The organism is Rhizobium sp. BT-226 (assembly GCF_025847085.2).
GTDB lineage: Bacteria > Pseudomonadota > Alphaproteobacteria > Rhizobiales > Rhizobiaceae > Rhizobium > Rhizobium sophorae.
In genome coordinates this window covers 183,763-198,716 of sequence record NZ_JAOYTI010000006.1, presented here as the reverse complement: position 1 = coordinate 198,716, position 14,954 = coordinate 183,763, and the positions used below count along the sequence as shown (strand labels likewise).

The window sequence follows — 14,954 nt, the reverse complement described above, 5'->3', positions numbered from 1 at the left end:
GGGGCATCCGTGTGGCATTTCTTCCTCGCAAAGAACATGCTAACCCACCACATCAGTGTATGGGGCGCATGCGCCGATAGGAGGAATTCTTCATGCTGTTCGGCGGCTTCGACATCGTCGTGATCGTGCTGGTCATCTTCGTCATCCTGGTGCTCTTTGCCGGGATCAAGACCGTGCCGCAGGGCTACCGCTATACGATCGAGCGCTTCGGGCGTTATACCCGCACGCTGGAACCGGGCCTTAACCTCATCACCCCCTTCATCGAGCGCGTCGGCGCCAAGTTGAACGTGATGGAGCAGGTGCTGAACGTGCCGACACAGGAGGTGATCACCAAGGATAATGCCTCGGTTTCGGCCGATGCCGTTTCCTTCTATCAGGTGCTGAACGCCGCCCAGGCTGCCTATCAGGTCTCCAACCTCGAAAACGCCATCCTCAATCTCACCATGACCAACATCCGTTCGGTCATGGGTTCGATGGATCTTGATGAACTGCTCTCCAACCGCGATGCGATCAACGACCGGCTGCTGCGCGTCGTCGACGAGGCCGTGCATCCCTGGGGCATCAAGGTCACCCGCGTCGAGATCAAGGACATTCAGCCGCCGCGCGACCTCGTCGATGCGATGGCCCGCCAGATGAAGGCCGAGCGCGAGAAACGCGCCCAGGTGCTGGAAGCCGAAGGCTCGCGAAACGCACAGATTCTGAGGGCTGAGGGCGCCAAGCAATCCGCCATCCTGCAGGCCGAAGGCCAGCGCGAAGCCGCCTTCCGCAACGCCGAAGCCCGCGAACGCCTTGCCGAGGCCGAAGCCAAGGCGACGAGGATGGTCTCTGAGGCCATTGCCGCCGGCGACATTCAGGCGATCAACTATTTCGTCGCCCAGAAATACACCGAGGCGCTGACCTCGATCGGTTCGGCGCCGAATTCGAAGATCGTGATGATGCCAATGGAAGCCTCTTCCATCCTGAGCTCGCTCGGTGGTATCGGCGCCATTGCCCGCGAGGTCTTCGGCGATGCCGGCAACAGCCCGTCAACGCCGCTGCCGGTACCGCCGCGTCCGCGTCCTGCTCCGGCGCGCTCGACGCCGCCGATCAATCCGTCGACCCCCAATCCTTTCAATCCCGAGCAGGAGCGTTAAGCCATGCTGGCGAAGATCGTCGCCGAACTCGGTCCGTGGAGCTGGTGGGTCGCGGGCCTCGTGCTGCTCGCCGCGGAAATGATCGTTCCCGGCTTCTTCCTGGTCTGGATCGGCCTTGCCGCCCTGATCGTCGGCGCGCTGTCGCTGCTCTTCTGGGACAGCGCCTTCTGGGTCTGGGAGTTGCAGGCGATCCTTTTTGCGCTTCTCGCCGTTGCCGCGACCTTCGCCGGCCGCCGGCTGACGTTGCGCAATGCGACGACCGACGAGCCTTTCCTCAATCAGCGCGGCGAGAGCCTCGTCGGCCGCACGGCAACGCTGCACGAGCCGATCCGCGAGGGCCGGGGCCGCATTCGCCTCGACGATACGCTATGGCAGGTGATGGGACCCGACCTTCCCGTGGGAACGCAGGTGAAGGTGGTTTCGTGTCACGGCCGCGACCTGAGGGTCGAGCCGATCTGATCAGACAAGCCTGATCAGGCGACGCCGATCCGCAGCAGGTCGTGGAAATGCACCAGCCCGACCGGCCGGTGGTCGTCGTCGATGACGATCAGCGCGCCGATATGATGCTGGTTCAGCAGCGCCAGGGCCGCGGTCGCCAGCACCGTCTGCTTCACCGTCTTCGGCGTCCGCGTCATGATGTCGTCCACGGCAAGTTCAGAGAGATTGCGCGTCAGGTTGCGCGCCATGTCGCCTTCGGTGACGATGCCGCAGAGCCGCCCATCCTCGTCCAGCACGCCGACGCAGCCGAAATGCTTGCGCGACAGCACCGTGATCGCCTCCGGCATCGGCGTACCCTTGGCAACGAGCGGCAGCCGCTCGCCGGTATGCATGACATCGGCGACATGCATCAGGCTCGCGCCCAGCTTGCCGCCCGGATGGAAGACGTGGAAATCCGTGGCGGTAAAGCCGCGCGCCTCCAAGAGCGCCACCGCCAGCGCATCGCCGATAGCAAGCTGCATCAGCGTCGAGGTCGTCGGCGCCAGCCCATTGGGGCAGGCCTCCTGTTCGTTCGGCATCAGGAGGACAATATCTGCGGCGGCGGCAAGCGAGGAACCTTCGCTGCAGGTAATCGCGATCAGCGGAATGGAGAAGCGTCGCGTGAAGGAAATGATGCTCTTGAGCTCGGCACTCTCGCCGCCTTTGGAAATCGCCAGCACGACGTCGTCGCGCGCGATCATCCCGAGATCGCCGTGATTGGCCTCCGCCGCATGTACAAAAAAGGCAGGCGTTCCCGTCGAAGCGAATGTCGCCGCGAGCTTGGCGCCGATATGCCCGCTCTTGCCGACGCCGGTGACGATCACGCGCCCGGAGATGTCGCCGATGACTTCGACGGCCCGTGAGAAAGGACCGGCCAAGCCATTGTCAAAAGCCTGTTCGAGTGCTTGAAGACCGCGTCTTTCGGTCTCTATCGTGCGTTTTGCCGACTCGAGAACGCTGTTCTCAACGAGGTTGATCGCTCTTCTGTTCATGAAATTGCGTTAGACCTTTTCACTTTCCAAGTCCACCCCGCACTCTTTCCGACCCGCACTCTTTCCGAATTGTGAACAGCGCCCGCCGCCGGCAACGAATGGTTAACCACAAGGCTTTACCTTTGGGTAAGAACCGAAAGCATGTCAGGCGCGAATTGCATGGGCCAAGCAAAACAGACGAGCAGTGTGACGCCGCTCCGCGCCATGAGCCGTGCCGTCTCTTTTGCCGTGCTGGGTAGCCTGCTTCTCAGCCAGACGGCGGCCTTCGCGCAGTCCGCCTCGCCGCAGCCGGCCAACAGCCGCTCCACCGCCTCTCAGGACAATCGCGCCACCAACAATGCCGCATCCGCCGCCGGTTTCGATGACGAGACCGGCGATACCGCCACACCTGCGGCAAACGGCGCGACTGCGAACGCGGACGATGCTCAGCAGCAGCCCGCCATACCGGATGCGCAAGCCGGCGACGACATTACCGGCTCCATCCTCGACGAGGACATACGCCGGCTGAACACCCGCGAGGCGCCGATCGATGAGACGCTGCCGCGCCGCAGGGCTGCCGAGAGCGCCTCGACGGCAGAAACGCCAGGAATCCCGATCGGCACTTTCGTGCTCCGCCCGAGCGTCACCCAGAGCATCAATACGGAGACCACCAAGGACGGCAATACCAGGCAGCGGCGCGCCTTTCTCGAAACGGATGCGGCAGCGACCCTGACGTCCGACTGGGGCCGGCACCAGCTGACCGTCACCTCGGAAGGCGCCTGGCAGAGGAATATCAGCGGCGAGGGCGAGGAGCAGCCTTCCTTTAAAGTCAACGGCGATCTCAGGCTGGATCTTCCCGACGATACGACCGCGCACCTGACCGCTGGCTATAATTTCTACCGTGAGGATACGGACGATCCCGACGCCATCGCCGACGCCGCGCAACAGTCCGACGTGCAGGAATTTTCGGCCGGCGCCTCCGTCCAACGCGATTTCGGCATCCTGCGCGGCACGACGGCACTGGCACTGACCCGCTCGATCTATTCGGATGCCAAGCTTGCGAACGGCACCACCGTCGCCCTCAGCGACCGCAACCAGACGACGGGCACGCTGCGCGGCCGCGTCGGCTACGAGCTGTCTCCCGCGCTCATTCCCTTCATCGAGGCGACGATCGGCCGCTCGGTCTACGATGAAACCCGCGATTCCGCCGGTTACGAGCGCTCCGGCCACACCTATGGCGCCAAGGCAGGCGTCGAGGTCGATCTCGGCGAAAAACTGAAGGGTGAAGTCGGCGTCGGCTACGAGATGGCGGATTTCGAAGACAGCCGGCTTTCCTCGATCGATACCGCCACGCTCGATGCGAGCCTTCTCTGGTCGCCGATCCGCGGCACCGATGTCATTCTCGACCTGCAGACGAGCATCCAACCCTCGACCACGGCAGGCGAGAGCGGCTACGTCTCGCACGCGCTGACGACGACGGTCACCCACCAGCTGCGCGACAACCTGGTCGGAACGATGATCGGCGGGGTCATATGGCGCGATTATCCCACGGACAGCACCATCAACGACGAGCTCGTCTATACCGCCGCGACCGGCCTGACCTGGAACATCAACCGCTATCTCGATCTGACCAGCACGCTCGGCTACGAGCTGACGACGCGCAAGGAAGGCAGCGATTCGCAGCAATGGCGCGCCGGCGTCGGCCTCAAGCTGAAACGCTAAGAATGACAGAAAATAGTGCGCCGCGCATCTGTTGGGACACGCGGCGCTCTATCACGTTGAATCTACACCTTACTTCAGGCCGGCAAGCAGTTCCCTGAAGCCGCCTTCGACCGAGGGACGGATATCGGCGCGTTCGAGGGCGAAGGCGACGTTTGCCAGGATGAAGCCGTCCTTGGCGCCGCAGTCGTAAGTCGCGCCGCGGAAGTGGTAACCGGCGAAATCCTGTTCCTTCAGCAGCTTCAGCATGCCGTCGGTGAGCTGGATCTCGTTGCCGGCGCCGCGCTCCTGGGTTTCGAGGATCTTGAAAATCTCGGGCTGCAGGATATAGCGCCCGTTGATGAAGAAGTTGGAAGGCGCCGTCCCCTTGGCAGGCTTTTCCACCATGCCGGTGATGCGGAAGCCGTCGCCGATCGCTTCGCCGACGCCGACGATGCCGTATTTATGCGCCTGGTCCGGCGCGCATTCCTCGACGGCGATGATATTGCCGCCGCTCTGGGCATAGAGGTCGATCATGCCCTTCATGCAGCCCTTGTCACCCTTCATGATCATATCGGGCAGCAGCAGCGCGAAGGGCTCGTCGCCGACGATCTCACGGGCGCACCACACGGCATGACCGAGGCCGAGCGGCTCCTGCTGACGGGTGAAGCTCACCGTGCCGGCCTTCGGCAATTGCTGGGCGAGAAGCGTAATTTCCGCCTTCTTGGCGCGTTCGCGCAGCGTCTGCTCCAGCTCGAAATGAATGTCGAAATAATCTTCGATGACGTGCTTGTTGCGTCCGGTGACGAAGACCAGATGTTCGATCCCCGCCTCGATTGCCTCGTCGACGACATATTGAATGATTGGCTTGTCGACGACGGTCAACATTTCCTTCGGAACAGCCTTTGTCGCCGGCAGGAATCGCGTTCCCAACCCGGCAACCGGAAATACTGCTTTACGAACTTTGTTGTGTTGAGCCACACCCGGCCTCCTGCTTCGATCATATCGCTTTGGAAATAGAGCTTTTTAGCTTTAACTAGTATAGAATTGCTACTGTTTTGCAAATGGTGACCGCAGCGGGCCGCCATGGTAAAGAATTTGTTGACTCCGTTCCTGTAGTCTCGGGTCTGGGCGGACGTGATGCCCCATTGCACCAGAAACTAAAGATGACGGATACGACTGTCGATGACCCAGAATCACAAAAACTCCCTTCGTGGTCTTGCTCTCGCCCTCGTTGTCGCCGTCCAGGTGGCACTGGTCCCCGACAACGCGAAAGCTGATTCCCGCTTCCAGAAATGGATCGCGGATTTCTACCAGACTGCCGCTCAGAGTGGCATCAGTAAGGCAACCTATCAAAAGGCCTTTTCCGGGGTAAGCGAGCCCGATCCGACCGTGCTCGAAAAGGCGGCCTACCAGCCGGAATTCACCTCGAAGATCTGGGACTATGTCGATTCCCGCGTCAACCCCTATACGGTCAAGATCGGCCGCGAGATGGCCGCCAAGCACGCAAGGACGCTCGCTGCGATCGAACAGCGCTTCGGCGTCGACAAGACCATTCTGCTGGCCATCTGGTCGATGGAATCGAATTACGGCGCGGTCCTCGACAAGGACGACCGGCTGCATTACGTGCCGCGCGCCCTGGCAACGCTTGCCTATGCCGATCCGAGCCGCGCCAAATTCGCCAAGAAGCAGCTGGTCGCCGCGCTGAAGATCCTGCAGAACGGCGATGTGCCGGCACGCGAGATGACCGGCTCCTGGGCCGGCGCCATGGGCCACACCCAGTTCATTCCGACTAGCTACCTGCTTTATGCCATCGATGCCGACGGCAACGGCCATCGCGATATCTGGAACTCGATCCCCGACGCGCTGGCGACCTCGGCCAATCTCCTGATGAAGAACGGCTGGGATACCGGCAAGACCTGGGGCTACGAGGTCGTCGTTCCTCCAGCGGCCGCCAAGCAGGCCGGCAAGACCCATACATTGGCCCAATGGGCGGCACTCGGCCTGACGCGCCCGAACGGCAAGGCCTTCCGCGAGAGTGCTACCAAAGCCGTCTTGAAGATGCCGGCCGGGCCCAGTGGCCCGGGCTTCCTTATGACCGCCAACTTCTTTACCATCAAGAACTACAATGCCTCGGATAGCTACGCGCTTGCCGTCGGCCTGCTGGCCGACCAGATCGCCGGCTACGGCGGCATGCAGCAGCGTTGGCCGCGCCCGAAAGGCGCACTCGACATCACCGAGAAATTCGAGCTGCAGACGCGTCTCAAGACGCTCGGCTATTACAATGGCGAGGTCGACGGCAATTTCGGCTCGGGTTCGAAGGCGGCGATATCAGCCGTGCAGTCTCGCATCGGCATGCAGCCGGACGGCGAACCCTCGCTGCCGCTGCTGAATGCACTTCGTCGCTAGAGCATTTCCGTTTTTCTTCGAATCACGAAAATGCTCTATCTTTTTTCCGAACGCAAAACCGCTGCACACTTTGGCTGGAATTGCTCTAGAGCAGACGCCAAAAAGCAAGTGCTGATTGGAAGCGGCAGAACCGTGACCTAGATAATAGCGGGAGTGGACGCTGGCCTACCCCGCGTGCAAGATGCCGGCAGATGCGGAACTGCCCATGACGAAGAAAACAGATCGGACCCGTAAAATCCGTTGGCTTGTGCTCGCCCTGGCGGTGGCTTCGCTATGCCTTGGCGTGTCTGCGCCGGTGCATGTCGCCGAAGCCCAGGAGCAGCGCTATCAGCGTCGTTCGATCCTCGATTTCTTCCTCGGCCGACGCTACCTCGACGACGGCCCGCAAGCCCCCGACGTTCAGCAGCCGAGACGCCAGCAACGCAAACGCCCGCCGGCGCAGAAAGCCATCGTCAATACCCGCACGGCACCGCCGGTCCGCGCTCCCGTACAGGAGGAGCCGGTCGTACAGAAACTCGGCGACGCCCGAAAGATCCTGATCGTCGGCGATTTCCTGGCCAGCGGCCTCGGCGACGGCCTCACCGCCGCCTTCGAGACATCGCCGGGTGTCGTCGTCGAAGCCCGCGGCAACGTATCATCAGGTCTTGTCCGCGACGATTATTACGACTGGCCCGAACAACTGCAGAAGATGATCGACGAGCTGAAGCCGGCAATGGTCGTCGTCATGATCGGCGCCAACGACCGCCAGCAGATGGTGACCGACACCGCCAAGGAAAAATTCCGCACCGATGGCTGGTTCACCGAATACCGCCGCCGCGTGCTTTCTTTCGGCAAGGAAGTCACCGATCGCAAGATCCCGCTGCTCTGGGTCGGTCTTCCCGCATTCGAATCCGACCAGATGACGGCCGATGCCGTCCAGATGAACCAGCTCTACCGCAACCAGGTCGAAAGCGTCGGCGGTGAATTCGTCGATATCTGGGATGGTTTCGTCGACGAAAACGGCAACTTCATCGTCACCGGTTCGGATGTGAACGGCCAGCAGGTGCGCCTGCGCACCTCCGATGGCATCAACCTGACCCAGGCCGGGCGGCGCAAGCTCGCCTTCTATGTGGAAAAACCGGCGCGGCGTCTTCTCGGCACGCAGGCAAGCCCCGATCTGGTCCGCCTCGACGAAAGCAATCTGCCCGGTCTCGGCCTTCCCGCCAATCCGGTCGAACATACCGTACCGATCAGTCTCTCCGATCCCAATCTGGACGGCGGCGCCGAGCTTCTCGGCGCCAGGCCGCCGCCTATAGCTTTGACGCGGTCGCCGCGCGATCTCCTCGTCGAGCAGGGCGAAATGATGCCGGCGCCTCCCGGCCGCGTCGATGATTACCGCCTGCCGGTGGCAAAAGCGCCGGCCGAAGTCTCGGTCAAGTGAAAAGGCCGCGCGAGGCGGCTCGCCGCTTCGAGGAGGTCGCTCCCGCGTCCTGTCGGACACGGCGCACCATGAAAAACTCCGCCGAAGGGGGCGGAGTTCATGTCTTCGGAAATGTGTCGGCGGCCGACGGTCAGTTCGGCAGGACGGTCGAGCCCATCAGTTCCTCGTCGATGGCGCGCGCCGCCTGGCGGCCTTCACGGATCGCCCAGACCACCAGCGATTGGCCGCGGCGCACGTCGCCCGCCGTCCAGAACTTGTCGACCGAAGTCTTGTAGTCGCGGTCGTTGGCGACGACATTGGTCGAGCCGCGTTTGTCGGTGTTGAGCGTCAGCTTGCCCTCGAGTTCCTTCAGCACGCTGCCGGTGAACGGTCCGCGGAAACCGATGGCGATGAAGGCGAGATCGGCGCGGATGACGAATTCCGTGCCTGGAACCGGCCGCCGGCGCTCGTCGACCTCACAGCATTTGACGCCGGTCAGCACACCGTCTTCGCCGACGAATTCAAGTGTAGCCACCTGGAATTCACGCACGGCGCCCTCGGCCTGCGAGGAAGAGGTGCGCATCTTCGTCGCCCAGAAGGGCCAGACGGCAAGCTTGTCTTCCTTCTCCGGCGGCTGCGGCCGGATGTCGAGCTGGGTGACCTTGACGGCTCCCTGGCGGAACGCCGTGCCGACGCAGTCCGAAGCGGTATCGCCGCCGCCGACGACGACGATATGTTTGGCGCCGGCAAGGATCGGGTCCGACGGCCAGCCGACGCTGTCGATGTTCTCGCGCCCGACGCGGCGGTTCTGCTGCACCAGATAAGGCATCGCATCATGCACGCCCGCAAGGTCGGTGCCCGGAATGCCCGCCTCGCGCGGCGTCTCGGAGCCGCCGCAGTAAAGCACGGCGTCGTGATCGGCGAGCAGTTGCTCGACTTTGACGTCGACGCCGACATTGACACCGCAATGGAAGGTGACACCCTCGCCCTTCATCTGCTCGACGCGGCGGTCGATGAAGTTCTTCTCCATCTTGAAATCGGGAATGCCGTAACGCAGCAGTCCGCCCGGCTTGGTCTCGCGCTCATAGAGATGCACCTCATGGCCGGCGCGGCCGAGCTGCTGGGCGGCTGCCATGCCGGCGGGGCCGGAGCCGATGACGGCGACCTTCTTGCCGGTATGGACCGTGGCCGGCTGCGGCCGGATGAAGCCGAGCTCATAGGCCTTGTCGGCGATCGCCTGCTCGACCGTCTTGATGGCGACCGGCGCATCCTCGAGATTCAACGTGCAGGCTTCCTCGCAAGGTGCCGGGCAGACGCGACCGGTAAACTCAGGAAAGTTGTTGGTCGAGTGCAGATTCTGGATCGCCGCTTCCCAGTTGTTGTTGTAAACGAGGTCGTTCCAATCGGGTATCTGGTTGTGAACAGGGCAGCCGGTCGGGCCGTGGCAATAGGGGATGCCACAGTCCATGCAACGCGCGGCCTGTTTCTGCACTTCCGGGTCCGACATCGGGATCGTGAACTCGCGGAAATGACGGATACGATCCGACGCCGGCTGGTACTTCGCCACCTGCCGGTCGATTTCCAGAAACCCTGTTACCTTACCCATGTTTTCGTCCCTTACCCTCATGACCGCCTCACCGCAGCCAATCTGTCTATCGTCAGTCCCGGTACCCGGGGCAAGTTGCTTGTCTTGACCGTCATTGGACCATATCCCCTGCGAGACATCCGTGCGGTCTAGCCAGCTTTCGCCGTCGGCGTGATCGTCACGGGTCATCGAGATATTTTCGTCATCCGTCACCTGCAGTCGGCAGGTGACGGATGTCCGGTGCAATTCATTCCGCGGCGATGCCCATCCGGCTGCGCTCCATTTCCTCGAGCGCACGCCGGTATTCGACCGGCATGACCTTGCGGAATTTCGGGCGGTAATCGGCCCAGTTGTCGAGGATCTGCGTAGCGCGGGCCGAGCCCGTATAATGCAGATGATTGGAGATCAGCTGGTAAAGGCGCTCCTCGTCATGGCGCGTCATGTCGCCAGAGACGTCGACGCGTCCCTTGTGCATGAGGTCACCACCGTGATGATGCAGCTTCTCCAGCATGTCGTCCTCCTCGGGCACCGGCTCGAGCTCGACCATTGCCATGTTGCAGCGGCTGGCGAAATCACCGGTTTCATCGAGCACGTAGGCGACACCCCCGGACATGCCGGCCGCGAAGTTGCGGCCCGTGGCGCCGAGCACGACGACGACGCCACCGGTCATGTATTCGCAGCCATGGTCGCCGACACCCTCGACGATGGCGATCGCACCCGAGTTGCGCACGGCGAAACGTTCGCCCGCCACACCACGGAAATAGCATTCGCCCTCGGTCGCGCCATAAAGCACGGTGTTGCCGACGATGATCGAGTCCTCGGCCACGATCCTCGAATTCTCCGGCGGCCGGATGATGATCTTGCCGCCCGAAAGGCCCTTGCCGACATAGTCGTTACCGTCGCCGATCAGGTTGAAGGTGACGCCGCGTGCCAGGAAGGCGCCGAAGCTCTGTCCCGCCGTGCCGCGAAGCGTCACATTAATCGTGTCTTCCTTCAGCCCGCGATGGCGATAACGCTTGGCGACCTCGCCGGAAAGCATCGCGCCCGTCGACCGGTCGACGTTCTTGATGCCGACCTCGAAGGCGACGGGCGTCTTGGCCGTCAGCGCCGGCTGCGCCCGCTCGATCAGCACGCGGTCGAGAATGTCGTCGATCGGGTGCTTCTGCCGGCTCGTCCAGAAGGTCTCTTCCTTGGGAGCGTCGACCTTGTGGAAGATGCGGCTGAAGTCGAGGCCCTTCGCCTTCCAGTGGTTCAGCATCTCGTCCTTCTCCAGAAGCTCCGAGGCGCCGATGATCTGGTCAAGCCGGGTGAAGCCCAGCGAGGCGAGGATTTCACGCACTTCGTTGGCGACGAAGAAAAAGTAGTTGATGACGTGCTCCGGCGCGCCCTTGAAGCGCTTGCGCAGCACCGGATCCTGGGTCGCCACACCCACCGGACAGGTGTTGAGATGGCACTTGCGCATCATGATGCAGCCGGCGGCAATCAGCGGCGCGGTGGCAAAACCGAACTCGTCGGCTCCAAGCAGCGCCCCGATAATGACGTCGCGGCCGGTCTTCAGGCCGCCGTCCACCTGCAGGGCGACGCGCGAGCGCAGCCCGTTCAGCACCAGCGTCTGCTGGGTCTCCGCAAGGCCGATTTCCCAAGGGCTGCCGGCATGTTTGAGCGAGGTCAGCGGCGACGCACCGGTGCCGCCGTCGAAGCCGGCGACCGTGATATGGTCGGCGCGCGCCTTGGCGACGCCGGCAGCAACCGTGCCGACGCCGACTTCCGAGACCAGCTTGACCGAAACATCGGCGGTCGGGTTGACGTTCTTCAGATCGTAGATCAGCTGCGCCAGATCTTCGATCGAATAGATGTCGTGGTGCGGCGGCGGCGAAATCAGGCCGACACCCGGCGTCGAATGGCGGGTCTTGGCAACCGTCGCGTCAACCTTGTGACCCGGCAGCTGGCCGCCTTCGCCAGGCTTGGCGCCTTGCGCCACCTTGATCTGCAGCACGTCGGCATTGACGAGATATTCGGTGGTCACCCCGAAGCGGCCGGACGCGATCTGCTTGATCGCCGAACGTTCGGGGTTCATCGAACCATTGGCCAGCGGTATATAGCGGTCGGATTCTTCGCCGCCCTCGCCGGTGTTCGACTTGCCGCCGATCCGGTTCATGGCGATCGCCAGCGTCGTATGCGCCTCCCTGGAGATCGAGCCGAAGGACATCGCCCCGGTCGAGAAACGCTTGACGATATCGGCCGCCGGCTCGACCTCGTCGATCGATACCGGCGTACGGCCGAGTGCTTCGGCGCTCTTCATCTTGAAGAGCCCGCGGATCGTGTTCATGCGCAGCGCCGAATTGTTCACCATATCGGCGAATTCGCGGTAGCGGTCCTCGGCATTGCCGCGCACGGCATGCTGGAGGGCAGCGACCGCATCCGGCGTCCAAGCGTGGCTTTCGCCACGCATGCGGTAGGCATATTCGCCGCCGATGTCGAGCGTCGTGGCAAGGAGCGGATCCGTGCCGAAGGCCGCGTTGTGGCGGGCGACGGTCTCTGCGGCGATCGCCTCGAGGCCGACGCCTTCGATCATCGTCGCGGTGCCGAAGAAATACTTGTCGATCAGTTCGGACTGCAGGCCGATCGCATCGAAGATCTGCGCGCCGCAATAGGACTGGTAGGTCGAAATGCCCATCTTCGACATGACCTTGAGGATGCCTTTGCCGACCGCCTTGATGTAGCGGTAGACGATTTCGGAAGCATCCACTTCCTTCGGGAATTCGCCCTTGGCATGCATGTCGAGCAGCGTGTCGAAGGCGAGATAAGGGTTGATCGCCTCGGCGCCGTAGCCGGCGAGCAGGCAGAAATGATGGACTTCGCGCGGCTCTCCGGTCTCGACGACGAGACCGACCGAGGTGCGCAGCCCCTTGCGGATCAGATGATGATGCACGGCAGCTGTGGCGAGCAATGCGGGAATCGCGATCCGGTCCGGCCCGATCTGGCGGTCGGAGAGCACGATGATGTTGTAGCCGCCCTTGACGGCCGCTTCCGCGCGCTCGCAGAGCCGGTCGAGCATCTCGGGCATGCCTTCGGCGCCACGCTCGATATCATAGGTGAAATCGAGCGTCTTGGTGTCGAAACGGTCTTCCGTGTGACCGATCGAGCGGATCTTTTCGAGATCGCCATTGGTGAGGATCGGCTGACGCACTTCGAGCCGCTTGGCGTTCGCCGCGCCTTCGTGGTCGAGAATGTTCGGCCGCGGCCCGATGAAGGAAACCAGGCTCATGACCAGTTCCTCGCGGATCGGGTCGATCGGCGGGTTGGTCACCTGCGCGAAGTTCTGCTTGAAATAGGTGTAGAGCAGCTTCGGCTTTTCCGACATCGCCGAGATCGGCGTATCCGTGCCCATCGACCCGATCGCTTCCTGGCCCGTCGTCGCCATCGGCGACATCAGGATACGAGTATCCTCCAGCGTGTAGCCGAAGGCCTGCTGGCGGTCGAGCAGCGACACGTCGCGGCGCAGCGCCCGCGGCTCCACCGGCTTCAGGTCTTCGAGGATGAGCTGGGTGCGGTTGAGCCAGCTGCGATAGGGATGCGCCGTCGCAAGCTGCGACTTCACCTCGTCGTCGGAGATGATGCGGCCTTCTTCCATATCGATCAGCAGCATCTTTCCGGGCTGCAGGCGCCACTTCTGGATGATCTTCTCCTCCGGAACCGGCAGCACGCCGGCTTCGGACGCCATGATGACGCGGTCGTCATCGGTGACGAGGTAGCGCGCCGGCCGCAGGCCGTTGCGGTCGAGCGTCGCGCCGATCTGCTTGCCGTCGGTGAAGGCGACGGCAGCCGGCCCGTCCCAGGGCTCCATCAGTGCGGCATGATATTCGTAGAAGGCCTTGCGTTCGGCCGCCATCGACTGGTTGCCGGCCCAGGCTTCCGGGATCAGCATCATCACCGCATGCGCCAGCGAATAACCGCCGCGCACCAGGAATTCGAGAGCATTGTCGAAGCAGGCCGTGTCCGACTGCCCCTCGTAGGAGATCGGCCAGAGCTTGGAGATGTCCTCGCCGAACAGCGGCGAGGAGACCGACGCCTGGCGCGCCGCCATCCAGTTGACGTTGCCGCGCAGCGTGTTGATCTCGCCGTTATGGGCGACCATGCGGTAGGGGTGCGCAAGCTTCCACGACGGGAAGGTGTTGGTCGAGAAGCGCTGGTGCACCAGGGCGACCGCGCTTTCGAAACGCGGATCCGACAGGTCCTTATAGTAGACGCCGACCTGATAGGCCAGGAACATGCCCTTGTAGACCACCGTCGCCGACGACAGCGATACCGGATAGAAATTGCTCTCCTCGCCGTCGAACTCGTCATAGATACGGTTGGAGATCACCTTGCGCAGCGTGAACAGCCGACGCTCGAACTCGTCGTTGTTTTCGGCATCCTCGCCGGCGCCGATGAAGACCTGCACATGATGCGGCTCCGTTGCGGCAATGGCCGGCGCCTTGGAGAGCGACGAATTGTCGACCGGCACGTCGCGGAAGCCGATGAAGACCTGACCTTCCTCGGTGATGACGTCCTCGATCACCTTCTTGAAGTGTTCGATCTGCTTTTCATCGCGCGGCATGAAGATATGGCCGACGCCATATTCGCCGACCGGCGGCAGGGTGATACCCTGCTCGGCCATTTCCTCACGGAAGAAACGGTCGGGGATCTGCACCAGGATGCCGGCGCCGTCGCCCATCAGCGGATCGGCGCCGACGGCGCCGCGATGCGTCAGGTTCTCGAGGATGAACAGGCCATCCTTGACGATCTGGTGCGACTTCTGACCCTTCATATGCGCGACGAAGCCGACGCCGCAGGCATCATGTTCGTTGCGCGGATCGTAGAGACCCTGCTTCTTCGGCAGGCCGGAGGCGGATTTGGAGACATTGGCCGTCGCGCGCAGCTTAGCAGCAGCAAACCGGTCAACTTCCATGGATGGCGTCTTCGTCATCATCTTTCCTCCTGTCGAAGCCCGCGGGGCCGCGGGCGGCTTTTCGTCCCGCGCCGTAACCCGAAGATAGGTTCGGCGCATGACAGCGCTGTTGCATTGTGAAGATCGGCCGCAGACATCTGCTTTAAAGGAAAGCAAACCGTCGCGTTCCGCGCCTGCCATTCGCCTCCGCGCGCCGCCCCTTGAGGCTTGACGCTCGGAAGAACTATAGCGTGAAAGCCGGTCTGTTCCAGGGCTTTCGGCGCCTCTTCGGTCATAAAGGCCAAAATAGGACAGCAACACTGTCCTAATTCATCAGTTCTATGCCAGAAAG

9 protein-coding genes are annotated in these 14,954 nt (G+C 62.6%); 5 read left to right on the top strand and 4 right to left on the bottom strand.

Features of this window, described 5'->3' with window-relative positions; translation table 11 throughout:
- Window positions 1-92: 92 nt before the first annotated feature.
- A complete protein-coding gene (locus OIU37_RS30115) occupies window positions 93-1,133 on the top strand; it encodes an SPFH domain-containing protein (RefSeq protein WP_180696295.1) in 1,041 nt (346 codons plus the stop codon).
- A gap of 3 nt (window positions 1,134-1,136) precedes the next feature.
- The gene (locus OIU37_RS30110) at window positions 1,137-1,592 is read left to right on the top strand and encodes an NfeD family protein (protein ID WP_168308555.1); all 456 of its coding nucleotides are present in this window, start codon (window positions 1,137-1,139) and stop codon (window positions 1,590-1,592) included.
- A 14-nt stretch (window positions 1,593-1,606) separates the two neighbouring features.
- On the opposite strand, the gene OIU37_RS30105 is transcribed toward OIU37_RS30110, so the two are convergent.
- Complete coding sequence (locus OIU37_RS30105; protein ID WP_182209223.1) at window positions 1,607-2,602, bottom strand: SIS domain-containing protein; 996 nt, start codon at window positions 2,600-2,602, stop codon at window positions 1,607-1,609.
- 159 nt (window positions 2,603-2,761) lie between these two features.
- On the opposite strand from OIU37_RS30105, the gene OIU37_RS30100 reads away from it, so the two are divergent.
- The gene (locus OIU37_RS30100; RefSeq protein WP_264259607.1) at window positions 2,762-4,303 is read left to right on the top strand and encodes an outer membrane beta-barrel protein; all 1,542 of its coding nucleotides are present in this window, start codon (window positions 2,762-2,764) and stop codon (window positions 4,301-4,303) included.
- Window positions 4,304-4,372: 69 nt separating this feature from the next.
- Here OIU37_RS30100 and galU read toward each other — a convergent pair whose 3' ends face one another.
- Window positions 4,373-5,260 carry a UTP--glucose-1-phosphate uridylyltransferase GalU gene (gene galU, locus OIU37_RS30095; RefSeq protein ID WP_003542870.1) on the bottom strand — a complete coding sequence of 296 codons (888 nt, stop codon included), beginning with the start codon at window positions 5,258-5,260 and terminating at the stop codon, window positions 4,373-4,375.
- 204 nt (window positions 5,261-5,464) lie between these two features.
- On the opposite strand from galU, the gene OIU37_RS30090 reads away from it, so the two are divergent.
- Together OIU37_RS30090 and OIU37_RS30085 are read left to right on the top strand one after the other, a co-directional pair.
- Window positions 5,465-6,688, top strand: a complete 1,224-nt coding sequence (locus OIU37_RS30090; protein ID WP_264259604.1) for a lytic murein transglycosylase — start codon at window positions 5,465-5,467, stop codon at window positions 6,686-6,688.
- Between the two features lie 181 nt (window positions 6,689-6,869).
- Window positions 6,870-8,108, top strand: coding sequence for an SGNH family hydrolase (locus OIU37_RS30085; RefSeq protein WP_180696291.1), 1,239 nt, complete (start codon window positions 6,870-6,872; stop codon window positions 8,106-8,108).
- A gap of 130 nt (window positions 8,109-8,238) precedes the next feature.
- Here the strand turns inward: OIU37_RS30085 and OIU37_RS30080 are convergent, their stop codons facing one another.
- Both OIU37_RS30080 and gltB read right to left on the bottom strand, forming a co-directional pair.
- On the bottom strand, window positions 8,239-9,693 hold the full coding sequence (locus OIU37_RS30080; RefSeq protein ID WP_026188524.1) for a glutamate synthase subunit beta: 1,455 nt from the start codon (window positions 9,691-9,693) through the stop codon (window positions 8,239-8,241).
- A gap of 226 nt (window positions 9,694-9,919) precedes the next feature.
- On the bottom strand, window positions 9,920-14,644 hold the full coding sequence (gene gltB, locus OIU37_RS30075; RefSeq protein ID WP_264259603.1) for a glutamate synthase large subunit: 4,725 nt from the start codon (window positions 14,642-14,644) through the stop codon (window positions 9,920-9,922).
- Window positions 14,645-14,954: the final 310 nt, after the last annotated feature.

Bases quoted from the DNA above. Each gene is read 5' to 3' on its own strand.
- OIU37_RS30115 (WP_180696295.1), top strand. From the start codon at position 93: ATGCTGTTCGGCGGCTTCGACATCGTCGTGATCGTGCTGGTCATCTTC.
- OIU37_RS30110 (WP_168308555.1), top strand. From the start codon at position 1,137: ATGCTGGCGAAGATCGTCGCCGAACTCGGTCCGTGGAGCTGGTGGGTC.
- OIU37_RS30105 (WP_182209223.1), bottom strand. From the start codon at position 2,602: ATGAACAGAAGAGCGATCAACCTCGTTGAGAACAGCGTTCTCGAGTCG.
- OIU37_RS30100 (WP_264259607.1), top strand. From the start codon at position 2,762: ATGGGCCAAGCAAAACAGACGAGCAGTGTGACGCCGCTCCGCGCCATG.
- OIU37_RS30090 (WP_264259604.1), top strand. From the start codon at position 5,465: ATGACCCAGAATCACAAAAACTCCCTTCGTGGTCTTGCTCTCGCCCTC.
- OIU37_RS30085 (WP_180696291.1), top strand. From the start codon at position 6,870: ATGCCGGCAGATGCGGAACTGCCCATGACGAAGAAAACAGATCGGACC.
- OIU37_RS30080 (WP_026188524.1), bottom strand. From the start codon at position 9,693: ATGGGTAAGGTAACAGGGTTTCTGGAAATCGACCGGCAGGTGGCGAAG.
- gltB (WP_264259603.1), bottom strand. From the start codon at position 14,644: ATGATGACGAAGACGCCATCCATGGAAGTTGACCGGTTTGCTGCTGCT.